At 68.2% G+C, this 14,591-nt stretch carries 14 protein-coding genes; 5 read left to right on the top strand and 9 right to left on the bottom strand.

Annotated features, from left to right (window positions below):
* Nucleotides 1–19: 19 nt before the first annotated feature.
* Nucleotides 20–421 (top strand): YbaY family lipoprotein, encoded by a 402-nt coding sequence (locus tag PotMrB4_RS07040; protein ID WP_044413229.1) that lies wholly within the window; start codon nt 20–22, stop codon nt 419–421.
* Between the two features lie 30 nt (nt 422–451).
* Nucleotides 452–1,129, top strand: coding sequence for a DUF4197 domain-containing protein (locus PotMrB4_RS07035; protein WP_044413226.1), 678 nt, complete (start codon nt 452–454; stop codon nt 1,127–1,129).
* Between the two features lie 46 nt (nt 1,130–1,175).
* Here the strand turns inward: PotMrB4_RS07035 and gloA are convergent, their stop codons facing one another.
* From gloA to PotMrB4_RS07020, 3 genes are all read right to left on the bottom strand, one after another.
* A complete protein-coding gene (gene gloA / locus PotMrB4_RS07030) occupies nt 1,176–1,568 on the bottom strand; it encodes a lactoylglutathione lyase (protein ID WP_044413224.1) in 393 nt (130 codons plus the stop codon).
* 91 nt (nt 1,569–1,659) lie between these two features.
* Nucleotides 1,660–2,877: an argininosuccinate synthase gene (locus tag PotMrB4_RS07025; protein ID WP_044413221.1), complete on the bottom strand. Its 1,218-nt coding sequence runs from the start codon at nt 2,875–2,877 to the stop codon at nt 1,660–1,662.
* Nucleotides 2,878–2,995: 118 nt separating this feature from the next.
* Entirely contained in the window at nt 2,996–3,985 is a 990-nt protein-coding gene (locus PotMrB4_RS07020; RefSeq protein WP_373874430.1) for a flagellar protein MotY, read from the bottom strand.
* A 161-nt stretch (nt 3,986–4,146) separates the two neighbouring features.
* On the opposite strand from PotMrB4_RS07020, the gene pyrC reads away from it, so the two are divergent.
* Complete coding sequence (pyrC, locus tag PotMrB4_RS07015) at nt 4,147–5,193, top strand: dihydroorotase (RefSeq protein WP_044413214.1); 1,047 nt, start codon at nt 4,147–4,149, stop codon at nt 5,191–5,193.
* Nucleotides 5,190–5,858 (top strand): ribonuclease T, encoded by a 669-nt coding sequence (gene rnt, locus PotMrB4_RS07010; RefSeq protein ID WP_069561313.1) that lies wholly within the window; start codon nt 5,190–5,192, stop codon nt 5,856–5,858. The genes pyrC and rnt overlap by 4 nt, the downstream gene beginning before the upstream one ends.
* A gap of 105 nt (nt 5,859–5,963) precedes the next feature.
* Here rnt and PotMrB4_RS07005 read toward each other — a convergent pair whose 3' ends face one another.
* Entirely contained in the window at nt 5,964–9,035 is a 3,072-nt protein-coding gene (locus PotMrB4_RS07005) for an efflux RND transporter permease subunit (RefSeq protein ID WP_172432874.1), read from the bottom strand.
* A 6-nt stretch (nt 9,036–9,041) separates the two neighbouring features.
* Nucleotides 9,042–10,145 (bottom strand): efflux RND transporter periplasmic adaptor subunit, encoded by a 1,104-nt coding sequence (locus PotMrB4_RS07000; RefSeq protein WP_044413198.1) that lies wholly within the window; start codon nt 10,143–10,145, stop codon nt 9,042–9,044.
* Nucleotides 10,146–10,240: 95 nt separating this feature from the next.
* On the opposite strand from PotMrB4_RS07000, the gene PotMrB4_RS06995 reads away from it, so the two are divergent.
* Nucleotides 10,241–10,882 carry a TetR/AcrR family transcriptional regulator gene (locus tag PotMrB4_RS06995; protein WP_172432873.1) on the top strand — a complete coding sequence of 214 codons (642 nt, stop codon included), beginning with the start codon at nt 10,241–10,243 and terminating at the stop codon, nt 10,880–10,882.
* A gap of 16 nt (nt 10,883–10,898) precedes the next feature.
* On the opposite strand, the gene PotMrB4_RS06990 is transcribed toward PotMrB4_RS06995, so the two are convergent.
* Genes PotMrB4_RS06990 through PotMrB4_RS06975 form a run of 4 tightly spaced genes read right to left on the bottom strand, consistent with a single transcriptional unit; the run spans nt 10,899 to nt 14,550 of the window.
* Nucleotides 10,899–12,173 (bottom strand): cytochrome P450, encoded by a 1,275-nt coding sequence (locus PotMrB4_RS06990; RefSeq protein ID WP_172432872.1) that lies wholly within the window; start codon nt 12,171–12,173, stop codon nt 10,899–10,901.
* 13 nt (nt 12,174–12,186) lie between these two features.
* Nucleotides 12,187–12,969: a class I SAM-dependent methyltransferase gene (locus tag PotMrB4_RS06985; RefSeq protein WP_172432871.1), complete on the bottom strand. Its 783-nt coding sequence runs from the start codon at nt 12,967–12,969 to the stop codon at nt 12,187–12,189.
* Between the two features lie 55 nt (nt 12,970–13,024).
* Nucleotides 13,025–13,723, bottom strand: a complete 699-nt coding sequence (locus PotMrB4_RS06980) for an extensin-like domain-containing protein (protein ID WP_172432870.1) — start codon at nt 13,721–13,723, stop codon at nt 13,025–13,027.
* Complete coding sequence (locus PotMrB4_RS06975) at nt 13,720–14,550, bottom strand: isocitrate lyase/PEP mutase family protein (protein ID WP_172432869.1); 831 nt, start codon at nt 14,548–14,550, stop codon at nt 13,720–13,722. The genes PotMrB4_RS06980 and PotMrB4_RS06975 overlap by 4 nt, the downstream gene beginning before the upstream one ends.
* Between the last annotated feature and the right edge of the window lie 41 nt (nt 14,551–14,591).

Below are 14,591 nucleotides of genomic sequence, written 5' to 3'. Positions count from 1 at the left end.
CCAATCACGGAATGTACTCATGAAAAGAACCTTGCCCCTGCTCTTCGCCAGCCTGCTGCTCGGCGCCTGCACCACCCCGCAAACGGCCTCGATGGCCCAGCTCGAAGGCGAGGTGTACTACCTGCAGCGCATGGCCCTGCCGCCGGATGCAACCCTGCGGGTCACCCTGGTGGACGTCTCGCTGGCGGATGCCCCCGCCCGCGAACTGGCTCACCAGCAGGGCCGCATCGAGGGCCAGGTGCCCCTGGCCTTCCAGCTCAGCTACGACCCGGCCAACCTGCAGAGCGGCCACCAGTACGCCGTGGCGGCGCGCATCGAGCTCGACGGCAAGCTGATGTTCATCAGCAGCGAACGCCACTCGGTTAAACTCGACGGCACCGACCCGCAGCCCCTGCGCATCCGGGTCGACCCGGTTCGCTGATCCGAACTCCACCAGCCCAAGGAAGCCCTCATGTTCCGACTCACTGCCCTGGTCGCCGGCCTGGCCCTTTCCGTCAACGCCTTCGCCCTCTCCCTCAGCGACCTCAGCCAGCAGGACGCCGCCGGCGGCCTGAAAGATGCACTCACCCAAGGCGCCAAGGTCGCCGTGCAGCAGCTCGGCAAGCCGGGCGGCTTCAGCAACAACCCCGAGGTGCGCATCGAACTGCCCGGCAAGCTGGGCAAGGCCGCCAAGACCATGAAGATGATGGGCATGGGCGACCAGGTGGAGCAGCTGGAAACCAGCATGAACAAGGCCGCCGAGGCCGCCGTGCCGCAGGCCCAGGCCCTGCTGGTGGACGCGGTGAAGAAGATGACCGTGCAGGACGCCAAGGGCATCCTCACCGGCCCGCAGGACTCCGCCACCCAGTACCTGAACAAGACCAGCCGCGAGCAGCTGCGTGCCAAGTTCCTGCCCATCGTGAAGAAGGCCACCGACCAGGTCGGCCTGGCGCAGCAGTACAACAGCTTCGCCGGCCAGGCCGCGAGCTTCGGCGTGGTGGACGCCAAGAGCGCCAACATCGAGAGCTACGTGACCGAAGAAGCGCTGGATGGCCTGTTCAAGATGATCGCCGAGCAGGAAGCGAGCATCCGCCAGAACCCGGCCGGTGCCGCCACCAGCCTGGCGAAGAAAGTGTTCGGCGTGCTCTGAGCCCGCCCACACTAAGAAAAAGCCCGGCATCTGCCGGGCTTTTTTATCAGTCGTTGCGCGAAGGCGACAGCAACTCGATCTTGTAGCCGTCCGGGTCCTCGACGAAGGCCAGGATGCTGGTGCCGTGCTTCATCGGCCCCGGCTCGCGGGTGACCTTGCCGCCACGGGCGCGGATGTCTTCGCAGGCCTTGTAGACGTCCGCCACTTCCAGGGCGATGTGGCCGTAGCCGGTGCCCAGTTCGTACTTGTCCACGCCCCAGTTGTGGGTCAGCTCGATCACGCTGTTGTGGGCCTCGTCGCCGTAGCCGACAAACGCCAGGGTGAACTGGCCGTCCGGGTAGTCCTTGCGACGCAGCAGGGTCATGCCCAGGACTTCGGTGTAGAAGGCGATGGATTTGTCCAGATCGCCGACGCGCAGCATGGTATGCAGCAGTCTCATCAGGGATTCCTCTTGTTGCCCGATCAGGGCTCATAAAAGCAGAACCCCGGCTCGTGGCCGGGGTTCCTTTTGGCACGGGGCGCTCAGCTTATCAGAACAGCTTGCGGCCCTTGCCGGCGGCGATGCGCATGCGCAGGGCGTTGAGCTTGATGAAGCCCGCCGCGTCCGCCTGGTTGTACGCGCCGCCATCTTCTTCGAAGGTGGCGATGTTGGCGTCGAACAGCGAGTCGTCGGACTTGCGGCCCACGACGATGACGTTGCCCTTGTACAGCTTCAGGCGTACCACACCGTTCACGTTGGCCTGGGAGGCGTCGATCATCTGCTGCAGCATCAGGCGCTCGGGGCTCCACCAGTAGCCGGTGTAGATGAGGCTGGCGTACTTGGGCATCAGCTCGTCTTTCAGGTGAGCCACTTCGCGGTCCAGGGTGATGGACTCGATGGCGCGGTGGGCCTTGAGCATGATGGTGCCGCCGGGGGTCTCGTAGCAGCCGCGGGACTTCATGCCGACGTAGCGGTTCTCGACGATATCGAGGCGGCCGATGCCGTTCTCGCCACCGATGCGGTTCAGCTCGGTCAGCACCTGGGCCGGGGTCATGTCCTTGCCGTCGATGGCGACGATGTCACCGGCGCGGTAGGTCAGCTCGATGTAGGTCGGGGTGTTCGGCGCGGCTTCCGGGGACTTGGTCCAGCGCCACATGTCCTCTTCGTGCTCGGTCCAGGTGTCTTCCAGCACGCCGCCCTCATAGGAGATGTGCAGCAGGTTGGCATCCATGGAGTACGGGGACTTCTTCTTGCCGTGGCGCTCAATCGGGATGCCGTGCTTCTCGGCGTAGTCCATCAGCTTCTCGCGGGACAGCAGGTCCCACTCACGCCAGGGGGCGATGACCTTGACGCCCGGCTTCAGCGCGTAGGCGCCCAGCTCGAAGCGGACCTGGTCGTTGCCCTTGCCGGTGGCACCGTGGGAGATGGCGTCGGCGCCGGTCTCGTTGGCGATCTCGATCAGGCGCTTGGCGATCAGCGGGCGGGCGATGGAAGTGCCCAGCAGGTACTCGCCTTCGTAGATGGTGTTGGCGCGGAACATCGGGAACACGAAGTCGCGGACGAACTCTTCGCGCAGGTCATCGATGTAGATTTCCTTGACGCCCATGGCCTGGGCCTTGGCACGGGCCGGCTCGACCTCCTCGCCCTGGCCGAGGTCGGCGGTGAAGGTCACCACTTCGCAGTTATAGGTATCTTGCAGCCACTTCAGGATCACCGAGGTGTCCAGGCCACCGGAATAAGCCAGGACAACCTTCTTCACGTCCGCCATGCCATCAACTCCACGGGGTTGTACGAAAACCGGGGATTCTACTGACCCTGGCGGCCAAATTACAGTGGCGCGACAGGCAATGACGACCAGGCGACAGATTCTTTCGATCCGGCGCCGCTCAGGAGGCGGACGCCGGCTTGGCAGGCGCCGGGCTGGCGGTCGGGGGCACGGCAGGCGCCGTGGAAGGTGCGGCAGGGGCCGTCGCCGGTGCCGGCTCGGCGGCCGGTGCGGCGGCTGGGGTTTCCGCCGGGGGTGCCTCCGGCTCCTTTGACAGGGCCACGGCGACCCGGCGGTTCTTCGCCCGGTTGGCCTCGTTGGTGTTGGGCACCAGCGGATAGCGCTCGCCGTGGAAGCGCATCACCATCTGCGACTCCGGCACGCCATTGGCCTTGAAGTAGTCGAACACCGCCAGCGCCCGGCGCCGCGACAGGTCGCGGTTGGTCAGGCGGTTGCCGGCGTTGTCGGAGTGGCCGTCGATCTCGATGTGGTTCACCGCCGGGTCGGCCTTCATGTAGTCGAGGACGATCTCCAGCTTGGCGCGGGCCATCGGGTCCAGCGCCACGCCGCCGCCGGGAAATCCCAGCTCCAGCTTCTTCACCTGGTCGAAGTTCACCGGCAGCAGCTTGGCGGTGCAGGCCAGGTAGTCGTTGTAGGCCTTGTTGAAATGCACCGGCAGCAGGCGCACCTCCAGGGCGTCCCCGCCCTGCTGGGTGCGGTGGCGCACCAGCGGGCTGCGCCCTTCCAGCAGGCCGGTGAGCAGGCGCCCGCCCTGCAGCTGGTTGCTGTTGAACGGCACTTCGCCGTTGCCCACCGCCACGGCGCCGAGGTTGATATCGCCACGCCCGGGCTGCCAGGGCGCCGCCGCTGCGAGCAAAGTCGCCTGGCCGCCGCCCATCCAGCGCTCGTTAGGCTTGAGGCGGAAGGTGACCTGCTCGCCGGCACGGCGGACGAACTCTCCGCTGCCGAAGTCGGTGATTGGCTGCGACAGGCGGCACTCGAACTTGTCCCCTTCCACCTTCCACTCCACCTTCTCCAGGCGGGTCTGGAAGGTGATGGCCATGGCCGGCAGGGCAATGAGGCTGAGCAGGGCGATGGGAAAAGCGCGCACGGCTGGCTCCGGGGAAAGACGTCAGGTTCACAAGGGCTATCGGTGCGAAGGCGGAAAACTTAAGCGCCGTTCGGCGCCCTCGGGCCTGACGCGCCGCCCGTGCCCCGGCCGGGCTTTTCCGGTAGCATGCACGCCGAGTTTCACCCGCCTGGAATCCCCCCATGTCCGACCGCCTGACCCTGCTGCGTCCCGACGACTGGCACATCCACCTGCGTGATGGCGCCGTGCTGGCCCACACCGTGGCCGATGCCGCGCGCACCTTCGGCCGCGCCATCATCATGCCCAACCTGGTGCCCCCGGTGCGCAACGCCGAGGAAGCCGACGCCTACCGCCAGCGCATCCTCGCCGCCCGTCCGGCCGGCAGCGGGTTCGAACCGCTGATGGTGCTGTACCTCACCGACCGCACCCGCCCCGAGGACATCCGCGCCGCCAAGGCCAGCGGTTTCGTCCACGCCGCCAAGCTCTACCCGGCAGGCGCCACCACCAACTCCGATTCCGGGGTGACGCGCATCGACGCCATCTTCCCGGTGCTGGAAGCCATGGCCGAAGTCGGCATGCTGCTGCTGGTGCACGGCGAAGTAACCCGCAGCGAGATCGACGTGTTCGACCGCGAGAAGGCCTTCATCGACGAGCACCTGGTGCGTGTCGTCGAGCGCTTCCCCACCCTGAAGGTGGTGTTCGAGCACATCACCACCGGTGACGCCGTGCAGTTCGTGCGCTCGGCCTCCAGCAACGTGGGCGCCACCATCACCGCCCACCACCTGCTGTACAACCGCAATCACATGCTGGTGGGCGGCATCCGCCCGCACTTCTATTGCCTGCCCATCCTCAAGCGCAACGTGCACCAGGAAGCCCTGCTGGACGCTGCCACCAGCGGCAGCCCGCAATTCTTCCTCGGCACCGACTCCGCGCCCCACGCCCAGCACGCCAAGGAAGCCGCTTGCGGCTGCGCCGGCTGCTACACCGCGTATGCGGCCATCGAGCTGTACGCCGAGGCCTTCGAGCAGCGCAACGCCCTGGACAAGCTGGAAGCCTTCGCCAGCCACCACGGCCCCGATTTCTACGGCCTGCCGCGCAACACCGACACCATCACCCTGGTACGCGAGGACTGGACCGCTCCGGCCACCCTGCCCCTGGGCGAGAACAGCGTGGTGCCCCTGCGCGCGGGCGAAACCCTGCGTTGGCGACTGCTGGAGGGCCAGGCGTGAGCGAGGAATTCTTCGACGACGAACTCGACGGCAGCCTGCCGTCCGGCCCGCGCCACCCGATGGCGGCACGCTTCCGTGGCTACCTGCCGGTGGTGGTGGACGTGGAGACCGGTGGTTTCAACTGCGCCACCGACGCCCTGCTGGAGATCGCGGCCACCACCATCTCGATGGATGAAGGCGGCTTCCTCTACCCGGACCACACGCACTTCTTCCGGGTCGAGCCCTTCGAGGGCGCCAACATCGAACAGGCCGCCCTGGAGTTCACCGGGATCAAGCTGGACCACCCGCTGCGCATGGCCGTGACCGAGGAACATGCCCTGGGCGAGATCTTCCGGGGCCTGCGCAAGTCCATCAAGGCACACGGCTGCAAGCGCGCCATCCTCGTGGGGCACAACAGCAGCTTCGACCTGGGCTTCCTGAATGCCGCCGTGAACCGCACCGGCATCAAGCGCAACCCCTTCCACCCCTTCTCCAGCTTCGACACCGCCACCCTGGCGGGCCTGGCCTACGGCCAGACGGTGCTGGCCAAGGCCTGCCAGGCCGCCGGCATCGAATTCGATGGCCGCGAGGCACACTCGGCACGCTACGACACCGAGAAGACCGCCGAGCTGTTCTGCGGCATCGTCAACCGCTGGAAGGAAATGGGCGGCTGGATCGACGACTGATCCCACCGCCACGAAAAAGGCCGCCCGTACCTGGTACGCGCGGCCTTTTTTGTCTTTCTGCGCTGCAGCAAAACGGGGGCCGAAGCCCCCGTTCACGTTTCCTGATCAGGCCCGCTCGGCCGGCTTGACCCTGAACCAGGCCGCATAGAGCGCCGGCAGGAACAGCAGGGTCAGCGCGGTGGCGACGATCAGGCCGCCCATGATAGCCACCGCCATGGGGCCGAAGAACACGCTGCGCGACAGCGGGATCATTGCCAGCACCGCCGCCAGGGCGGTGAGCACGATGGGCCGGAAACGGCGCACCGTGGCCTCGATGATGGCGTGCCAGCGGTCCAGGCCGGCGCTGATGTCCTGCTCGATCTGGTCCACGAGGATCACCGAGTTGCGCATGATCATCCCCGACAGGGCGATGGTGCCGAGCATCGCCACGAAGCCGAACGGCTGGCGGAACACCAGGAGGAACAGGGTCACGCCGATCAGCCCCAGGGGCGCGGTGAGGAACACCATGGCCGAGCGCGAGAAGCTCTTGAGCTGCAGCATCAGCAGCGTCAGCACCACCACGATGAACAGCGGCACACCAGCGTTGACCGACTTCTGCCCGCGCGCGGAGTCCTCCACCGTGCCGCCCACCTCCAGCAGGTAGCCGCTGGGCAGCTCGGCGCGGATCGGGTCGAGGGTCGGCTGGATCTGCGTCACCAGGCTGGCCGGCAGCGACTTGTCGTAGATGTCGGCGCGCACGGTGACCGTCGGCAGGCGGTTGCGGTGCCAGATGATGCCTTCCTCGAAGCCGTATTCCAGGGTCGCCACCTGGGACAGCGGCACACTGCGGCCGCTGTCGGTGGGCACCGCCAGGCTCGGCAGCAGGGCCAGCTCCTCGCGCTCACGCGGGGTGCCGCGCAGGAGGATGTCGATCAGCTCGTTGTCCTCGCGGTACTGGCTGACAGTGCTGCCGCTGAGGGAACTCTGCAGGAAGCGCGACAGGTCGGCGGTGCTCACGCCCAGGGCGCGGGCGCGGTCCTGGTCGATGTTCAGCCGCACCACCTTGCTCGGCTCCTCCCAGTCCAGGTGCACGTTCACCACGTGGGGGTTCTCGCGCACCTTGTCGGCCACCTTGCGGGCCAGGGCGCGGACCTCGTCGATGTGCTCGCCGGACACGCGGAACTGCACCGGGTAACCCACCGGCGGGCCGTTCTCCAGGCGGGACACGCGGGTGCGCACAGCCGGGAACTCGTCGTTGAGCACCTGGATCAGCCAGCTGCGTACCGCCTCGCGGTCCTCGATGGTCTTGGCCAGCACCACGAACTGGGCAAAGCTCGCGGCCGGCAACTGCTGGTCGAGGGGCAGGTAGAAACGCGGCGACCCGGTGCCGACGTAGGCCACGTAGTTGTCGATGCCGGGGTGGTCCTTGAGCAGCGCCTCCAGGCGCGCGGCCTCGGCTTCGGTGTTGAGCAGGGAGGCGCCCTCACCCAGCTTGAGGTCCACCATCAGCTCCAGGCGCCCGGAGGCGGGGAAGAACTGCTGGGGCACGAAACGGAACAAGGCGATGGAGGCGACGAACGCCACCAGGGTCAGCACGATGACCGTCTTGCGCCGGCGTACGCACCACTCCACCACACGCCGCACGCGCTGGTAGAAGGGCGTGGCGTAGGGGTCGTGGGCGCCGTCGCCGCCGTGCTTCTCGGCGTGGCGCTTGGCCAGGTCGGGCAGCAGCCGGTCACCCAGGTAGGGCACGAACATCACGGCGGCGATCCAGGACACCAGCAGGGCGATGGTCACCACCTGGAAGATCGAGCGGGTGTACTCGCCGGTGCCGGACTGGGCGGTGGCGATGGGCAGGAAGCCGGCGGCGGTGATCAGGGTGCCGGTGAGCATGGGGAAGGCGGTGCTGGTCCAGGCGAAGCTGGCCGCCTTGAGGCGGTCGTAGCCCTGCTCCATCTTGATGGCCATCATCTCCACCGCGATGATCGCGTCGTCCACCAGCAGGCCCAGGGCCAGCACCAGCGCGCCGAGGGAAATCTTGTGCAGGCCGATGCCGAAGTAGTGCATCGCGGCGAAGGTCATCGCCAGCACCAGGGGGATGGACAGTGCCACCACCAGGCCGGTGCGCAGGCCGAGGGAGAAGAAGCTCACCAGCAGCACGATGATCAGCGCCTCGGTGAGCACCCGGACGAACTCGCCCACGCCGGTCTTCACCGCAGCCGGCTGGTCGGACACCTTGCGCAGCTGCATGCCGGCCGGGAGGGTTTCCTGCAGGCGGGCGAACTCGCCCTCCAGGGCCTGGCCGAGGACCAGGATGTCGCCCCCCGCCTTCATCGAGACCGCAAGGCCAATGGCGTTCTCGCCCATGAAGCGCATGCGCGGCGCCGGCGGGTCGTTGAAGCCCCGGCGCACTTCGGCCACGTCACCGATGCGGAAGGTGCGATCCCCCACGCGGATGGGGAAGTCGCGGATCTCCTTCACCGAATCGAAGCGCCCGCTCACCCGCAGTTGCACGCGGTCGGTGGGCGTCTCGAAGAAGCCGGCGGCCGCCACGGCGTTCTGCTCTTCCAGCGCCTGCTGCACGGCGGCCAGTGGCAGGCCCAGGGTGGCGGCCTTGGTGTTGGAGAGTTCGATCCAGATCTTCTCGTCCTGCAGGCCGATCAGTTCGACCTTGCCCACGTCCTTCACCCGCTGCAGTTGCAGCTGGATGCGGTCGGCGTAGTCCTTGAGCACGGCGTAGTCGAAACCCTCGCCAGTGAGGGCGTAGATGTTGCCGAAGGTGGTGCCGAACTCGTCGTTGAAGAACGGCCCCTGGATGCCCTGGGGCAGGGTGTAGCGGATGTCGTTGATCTTCTTGCGAACCTGGTACCAGAGCTCGGGAATCTCGTTGGAGTGCATCGAGTCCCGCGCCAGGAAGGTGACCTGGGATTCACCCGGCCGGGAGAACGACACGATGCGGTCGTACTCGCCGGTTTCCATGAGCTTCTTCTCGATGCGCTCGGTGACCTGGCGGGAGACCTCTTCGGCGCTGGCGCCGGGCCAGTTGGTGCGGATCACCATGGCCTTGAAAGTGAAGGGCGGGTCCTCGCTCTGCCCCAGCTTGGAGTACGACAGGGCACCGACGATACCCAGGAGCAACATGACGTAGAGGACGATCTGGCGGTTCTTCAGCGCCCAGGCGGAAAGGTTGAAGTTCACCGTGCCTTACTCCTTGGCCACCAGCTTCACCGCGCGGTTGGCGCGGTCCACGGGGCGTACTTCCTGCCCCTCGCGCAGCACCTGGACGCCGGCTGCGACGACCCAGTCCTGGGCCTTCAGCCCGTCCAGCACCGGCACCCGGTCCTCGCCATAGGGACCGACGTGCACGGTACGCCGCACCAGGGTGGAGGTGGCAGGGTCGACCACCCAGACGAACGGGGTGCCGGCCTCGGCCGTCAGCGCCGACAGGGGTACCGAGAGGGTCTCCGCTCCCACGCCCTTCACGTAGACGCGCGCGCTCTGGCCCAGCTCCGCCGGCACCTGGCCGGCGGTGAAGGCGACCCGCGCGGCGAAGGTCCGCGACTGCTGGTCCGCCGCCGGCGCCAGTTCACGGATGCGCGCCGGCAGCTGCCGGCCCGGCTGGGACCACAGCTCCACGGCCACCGGCTGGTCCACCTTGAAGCGGTCGATGGCGTGCTCGGGCAGGCTGATCAGCACTTCGCGCTCGCCGTCGGCGGCCAGGCTGAAGACCGTCTGCCCGGCGGCCACCACCTGGCCCACCTCGGCACGGCGGGAGGCGATCACGCCATCCTGGGAGGCGCGCAGCACGGCGTAGTCCGCCTGGTTGCTGGCGACGTTGTACTCGGCCTTGATCTGCTTGAGGCGCGCCTCGCCGGCGCGGTACTGGTTCTCGACGTTGTCGAACTGCGACTGGCTGATGAGCTTGCGCTCCAGCAGCGTGCGATAGCGGTCACGCTCGGCACGCACCAGTTGCAGGTTGGCTTCGGCGGCCGCGACCTGGGCACGGGTCGCCTCCAGTTGCAGGCGTACGTCCTGGGGGTCCAGCTCGGCCAGGGGCTGGTCCTTCTTCACCCGGTCACCCACCTCCACCAGACGGCGGGTGATCTTGCCGCCGATGCGGAAGGCCAGGTCCGGTTCGTAGCGGGCGCGCACCTCGCCGGCGTAGGTGTCCACGGCGTCCGCCGCAGGTTGAGGTTGCACCACCATGGCCGGGCGGATGGTAGGCTGCGCGCTTTCACCATTGCCACAGGCACCAAGGAGAAGGGACAGCGACACGGGCAGAGCGAGGGACAGAGCATGGCGGTGCATGGTGAATGACCTTTCGCGACGTACGGTTTTTTGAATATTTATACTGCCCGGTATAGTAAAAATAGCGAACTCACCAGTCCAGTATTAACGAGAAAATGTCAGACAATTCTTTGCAGAGCAGCGGCCCGGGGCGCCCGAAGGATCCGGCGAAACGCGCAGCGATCCTTGAGGCGGCGAAATCGCTGTTCCTCAGCAAGGGCTACGACGGCAGCAGTATGGACGCTATCGCCGCGGAAGCCGGGGTCTCCAAGCTCACGGTCTACAGCCACTTCACCGACAAGGAGACGCTGTTCTCCGCCGCCGTGAAGGCCAAGTGCGAGGAGCAATTGCCGGAGCTGCTGTTCCAGCTGCCCCACGACGGCACCATCGAGAGCGTGCTGCTGAACATCGGCCGGGGCTTCCATGCGCTGATCAACAGCCGCGAATCCATCGAGCTGCATCGCCTGATGGTGGCGCTGGGCGCGCAGGACCCAAAGCTCTCGCGGCTGTTCTTCGACGCCGGCCCACAGCGCATCCTCAACGAGATGGAGCGCCTGCTGGCCCGCGCCAACGACGCCGGCAAGCTGCGCATCGACAAGCCGTTGAACGCCGCCGAGCACTTCTTCTGCCTGATCAAGGGCGGGCACAACTTCCGCCTGCTGATCGGCTGCTGCACCGCACTGGAAGGGCCAGGTGCCGAACAGCACGTGCAGGAAGTGGTGGAGCTGTTCCTCAAGGCCTACCGGGCCGGGGTCTGAGGAGTACGCCCGGCACTCAGCGCCGGTGCAGGCGCACCCGTGCGCGGCGGGGCCTCAGGGAGAACCAGCCCTGGGGCTCGATCGCTCCGAGCGGCTCCACGTCCCAGTGGGTGACCCACCAGGCCAGGGACACCGCCACATCGAGCATCGCCATGGCCGTGCCGGGGCAGGCCCGGTCGCCCAGGCCGAAGGGGAAGTACGCGCCTTTCGGCCAGGTGGCCGGTTCCAGGAAACGTTGCGGCCGGAAGGCCAGCGGCTCGTCGAACCAGCGCGGGTCGCGGTGGGTGATCCAGCTGGACAGCATGAGGATGTCGCCCTTCTGCAGCGCCTGCCCGAACACCTCGGTGTCGGCCGTCAATTGCCGCGGCACCAGGCCGTAGGCCGGCGGGTACAGGCGCAGGCTCTCCTGGATCACCGCCCGCAGCAGCGGGCAACCCCGCAGGTCCGCCACACCCTCGATGCGTGACCAGTCGACGCCGGCCAGCTCCTGCCGCAATGCCGCCAGCACCTCGGGGTGCCGGGCCAGCATCAGCAGTGTCCAGGTCAGGGTCACCCCGGTGGACTGGTGACCGGCCATGAGCAGGGTCGCCAGTTCGTCGCGCTGTGCCGCCAGCGGGCGCGGCGACTGCTCGGCGATGCCGGCGACCACCGCCTGCAGACGCCCCAGGGCCCAGCGCTTGCGCGGGCAGAGCTTGCTGGGGAACCAGTGCCCGAGGGGAATGCCCGTGCTGGTCTCCAGCAACGCCACCCGCGAGAGCAGGCGCACGGCCCGGGCGATGTCGAAGGCCTGGTCGCGCAGGTCCATGCCGAACAGCGCGTGGCCGGTAAGCGTGGCGCTGTAGGCCGCCATCTGCAGGTCGAGATCGACTTCGCCACCGTCTTCCAGCCCCTGCCCCCAGCGCTCGGCCAATTGCAGGATCTCCAGCGGCTGCGGCGCGGCGATGTGCGGGCGGACAGCCTTGCGCTGGGCCTGGGCGGGTGGCCCCTCGCGCATCATGAAACTGCGCCCGTTCCACTGGCGCATCATGCACAGGCTCGGCTCCCAGCGCCGCAACAGGGCACGGTGCTCCACCAGCGCCTGATGCACAGCCTCGGGATGGAACAGGCACCACACGCGGTTCAGGCCCATGCGCGAGACGGCCATATCGGGCTGCTCGGCGTGCACCTGCGCCAGCCAGGCCAGCGGGTCGCGCTGTAACGCCAGCCAGTGCCGCGCACCGGCACGCTGGTCATCGACCCAGGGCAGGCGCGCCAGGGTGCGGCGGATGGGGCAACGCAGCGTGTCGTCCATGAGCACCTCGCACTCAGCCCTTGGCGAGGGCTTTCTTCGTGTAGATGTCGTAGCGGCTGGACTTGCCTTCCAGGGCGTAGCCCGGCTTCGGCCCGTCGATGATCGGCGCCTTGCGGGGGCGCTTCACCACCACCCGGTGGCTAGCCAGCTCCAGGGCGGCAGCCAGCAGGGCCGGGGCGTCCAGATCATCCCCCACCAGGGGGCGGAACAGGCGCATCTCCTTCTTCACCAGGGCGCTCTTGTCCCGGTGCGGGAACATCGGGTCGAGGTAGATCACCTGGGGCGGCTCGTCCGTCCACTCAGCCATGCGGGTGATCGCATTGCCGGTCAGCAGGTGCAGGCGGGCGGCGATGGGGGCCACGTCAAGATCGCGTGCAGCGCGGGCCAGGCCATCTTCCAGCAGGGCCGCCACCAGCGGCTGGCGCTCGATCAGGTGCACTTCGCAGCCCAGGCTGGCGAGCACGAAGCCATCGCGTCCGAGCCCCGCCGTGGCGTCCAGTACCCGAGGCCGAATACCCGGCTGGATGCCCACCGCCTTGGCGATCATCTGCCCTGCCCCGCCGCCGAACTGGCGCCGATGCGCCGCAGCCCCTTCGACGAAATCCACCCGTACCGGGCCGGGCGCGCCCGGCCCCAGCTCCACCAGTTGCAGGCCGTCGTCGCCCAGTTGCAGGGCGAAGCCCGCTTCGCCGTCCAGGGGCAGGCCCAGGCGCTCGGCCCAAGCCCGAGCCTCGGCCTCCAGGTGAGGCACCAGGGCCTCGACCCTTACCCGGGCCGTTTGCTGCTCGTCGTTCATCAGGGGTTCCACCGAATCGAATGGGCGGCATTTTGCCAGAGCCGGCTGCCCGGGGTCAGCGGCACTGGCGGAACAGCCCCATGTCGAGGTGGAAGTGATCGCGGTGGGCCGCGTTGTAATCCGGCCCCAGGGTGACGTGGAAGGTGTCGCAGGCGGCCTGGTGCGCCCGGTGCAGGAAGCGTGCGGCATCGCCCTGGCCGCTCCAGTCGCGGGCCACGCTGATGCGCCGACCATCGGCCAGCTGGAAGCCGGCGATGTCCAGGGCATTGGCGTAGGCGTGCTGGCTGCGGCGCTGGCTGGTACCGATGTTGCGGCAGGCGAAGCTGCCCAGGTGCTCCACCCGCGCCACCGGCTGGCCGAACACCTCGCGGGCGGCCGGCTGCAGGCCATGCCGCTCGAACAGCGCCCAGCCCACCGCCACTTCGCAGGTGGCCAGGAAGCTGCTGCTGAAGCGCACGCCGGATGCGCTCACACGCACCGCGTTGTCCACCGGGCAGCCCGGCGCCGGCACGCTGTCGGGCACCGCCTGGTAGCGCATCCCCGCGCTGTCCAGGGCCTGCTTGCAGAGCTGGGGGTCGGCCTGCAGGCGCATCAGCTTGAAGGAGGTCAGCAGGTTCGGCGGCTCACGCACGTCCAGCGGGGCCCAGGGGTTCCAGCGTGGGGGCACCTCGATCCAGCCCTGCCTCACCGCCAGCGGCAGCAGCGCCAGCGCCAGGACGAGGCCCCCGCCCAGCACCCGCCCGCGTCGACTCATCGGGGAGAAAACAGCGCGTTGATCCGGTCGAACGGCATCGCCTGCTGGGCCGCGGACAGGTCATGCCCATGGAGCTGGCGCGCCGCCTCGAAGAACGCACCGTAGGCCACCCGCGCCAGGTTGGACCCCAGGCTGACCCGACGCACGCCCAGTGCGGCCAGTTCGTCGAGGGTCAACGCCAGCGCCGGCGAGCCCACCAGGATATTGACCGGCTTGGGGGCGACGGCGGCCACCACCTCGGCGATCTGCTCGCGGGTGGTCAGACCGGGGGCGTAGAGCACATCGGCGCCGGCCTCGGCATAGGCCACCAGGCGGCGCAGGGTGTCGTCCAGGTCCGACCGGCCATGCAGGAAGTTCTCCGCCCGTGCAGCGAGGGTGAAGGGGAACGGCAGCGCCCGCGCGGCCTCGACGGCCGCCTGGATACGCTCCAGGGCCAGCCCGGCATCGTAGATGGGCGCGTCCGGCCGGCCGCTGGCGTCTTCGATGGAGCCACCGACCAGGCCGGCTTCCGCTGCCAACCGCAGGGTCTCGGCGCAGGCTTCCGGGCTGTCGCCATAGCCGTTCTCCAGGTCGGCCGCCACCGGCAGCGGCGTGGCCTCGACGATGGCGCGGGCATTGGCCAGGGCCTCTTCGCGGCTCACTGCCCCTTCCGCATCCCGCCGCCCGAGGGAAAAGGCCAGGCCGGCGCTGGTGGTGGCCAGGGCCTTGAAGCCCAGGTGCGCCAGCATGCGAGCGGAGCCGGCATCCCAGGGGTTGGGCAGGACCAGCAGGTCCGGTCCCTGGTGCAGGGCGGCGAAGTCTCGGGCGCGTTGGCTCTGGTCAGTCATGGGGGTCGCTCCATCGAAGGCGGGGAGGCCCGACCTTACCC

This window comes from Metapseudomonas otitidis (assembly GCF_011397855.1).
GTDB lineage: Bacteria > Pseudomonadota > Gammaproteobacteria > Pseudomonadales > Pseudomonadaceae > Metapseudomonas > Metapseudomonas otitidis.
The sequence above is the reverse complement of the archived record's forward strand: the minus strand, read 5'-3'. Positions and strand labels throughout refer to the sequence as shown.